Origin of the sequence: Streptococcus oralis, from assembly GCF_001578945.1 — a bacterium.
GTDB lineage: Bacteria > Bacillota > Bacilli > Lactobacillales > Streptococcaceae > Streptococcus > Streptococcus oralis_Q.
The window spans coordinates 513,815-515,433 of record NZ_KQ969551.1; the positions used below are offsets into that span (position 1 = coordinate 513,815).

Sequence of the window (1,619 nt, forward strand, 5' to 3'; positions counted from 1 at the left end):
GGTAAAACAAGGATATACTTTATACAGTAATAGACGACTAGGAACAGTCCCTGTTTCTGCTGTTGAAGAAATTCTTGGCTTTAAGTTGCACGATTGAAAGAGGTAACTTATGGTAAAGACAAATTTTCAAGATGTCTATATTGACGAGAAAGGACAATACTATTATGAGGTTAGCTTAGGAACGGATAATATTACAGGTAAACGTATTAAGAAAAAAGCTCGAAAAAATGCTAACGGAAAGAAATTTTCATCTGCAAAAGAAGCATATACAGAAGCTATCAGGATTAAAAATGATTATCTACAATCACATGGATATTCAAATTATGATATGACATACGAGCAGTTCATGAATACGACTTACTTACCATATTATCAATCAGAAGTAAGTGAACACACATATTCTACACGTCAACCTACATTAAATTTAGTCATAAACCGATTCGGGAAAAAGAAACTCAAGGATATTTCTATTAGAGATGTACAGAGTTTTAGAACATGGCTACTATCTAAAAAAGGTGGGAACTATTCACAAGCATATGCTAGCTTAACATTTGGAATGTTTCGTAAATCTCTTGAATTTGCTGTAAATATGCAATTTCTTGATACTAATGTTTCTATGAAAGTCAAAGCAATTCCGAAAGGTAAAACACATTCAAGATACTGGACAAAGCAAGATTTTGAAGAAGTTATCAGTTGTATCTATATTGAGGATTTCTATGAACATTTAAGCTTCGTTTTACTATGGCTCTATTTTTGTACAGGATTGCGTGTAAATGAGGGAACTGCTTTATGGTGGAATAATATTGACTTTGATAAAAAACAGCTTACTGTCAATCATATGTTGATTATGTCAAGCAAATCAAAATGGATTCGTCAAAATCATACCAAGACTGATTCAGGTTTACGGACAATCTCGTTAGATGATGATACAATCGCTATTCTCAAAGAATGGAAAGATAGGCAAGCTAGTTTAGGAAGAGTAAATTTTGTTTTAAGTTATGACGGAAATCCTATGCTTAAATCAACCATATCAAGAATTATTAAGAGATATGCAAGATTAGCAAGAGTTCCAGAAATACAAGCAAAAGAACTAAGACATTCTCATGCTTCTTATCTTATCAATGAATTAAACGCTTCGGTTCTTCTAGTCTCTAAACGTTTAGGTCATTCTTCCCCTGAAATAACATTGAAGCACTATGCTCACTTATGGTCAGGTGTTGATAAAGAATTATCAGAACAAATGACTGGCTTAATTTCAATTAAGCATGCAAACAAAACAATGATACAATTTAATGGCAACCAATCATTATCGAAAAGGTCGCCAAAATTGTCTCCAAAATAATTAAATATAGCCAAAAACACTGTTATATCAACGTTTCTAAACATCTGTTTAGTCGTTGAGTGGGAGTAGAGTATAATCTTAAAATTAAAGACTCCTTGTCAACTGTAGCGGGTGACTTATAGCTAACATCTAGAGAGAGCCAGATTGGTTCTCTCTTTTATGATGTTCAAAGTGACCAAAATTTTCGTTTTAAAGTTTTTGAAGTTTCTAAAACCAAAGGCTTGTAGTTTTATGTCCTTGATAAGCTTGTTGGTTGGCACTAACCTGGCATTTGAGT

3 protein-coding genes are annotated in these 1,619 nt (G+C 32.9%); 2 read left to right on the forward strand and 1 reads right to left on the reverse strand.

Features of this window, described 5'->3' with window-relative positions; genetic code table 11:
* Both SORDD16_RS10615 and SORDD16_RS05135 read left to right on the forward strand, forming a co-directional pair.
* Positions 1 to 97, forward strand: a 97-nt coding sequence (locus tag SORDD16_RS10615; RefSeq protein ID WP_128973477.1) for a DUF3173 family protein, incomplete at its 5' end; no start/stop codon positions are given.
* Positions 98 to 109: 12 nt separating this feature from the next.
* Complete coding sequence (locus SORDD16_RS05135; RefSeq protein WP_061452597.1) at positions 110 to 1,342, forward strand: tyrosine-type recombinase/integrase; 1,233 nt, start codon at positions 110 to 112, stop codon at positions 1,340 to 1,342.
* 122 nt (positions 1,343 to 1,464) lie between these two features.
* Here the strand turns inward: SORDD16_RS05135 and SORDD16_RS11805 are convergent.
* Positions 1,465 to 1,619 (reverse strand): transposase (locus tag SORDD16_RS11805; protein ID WP_241734014.1); only part of this gene is annotated, 155 nt, incomplete at its 5' end.

What these genes read in the sequence shown, in the direction of transcription:
- SORDD16_RS05135 (WP_061452597.1), top strand. Translation starts at nt 110, where the DNA reads ATGGTAAAGACAAATTTTCAAGATGTCTATATTGACGAGAAAGGACAA.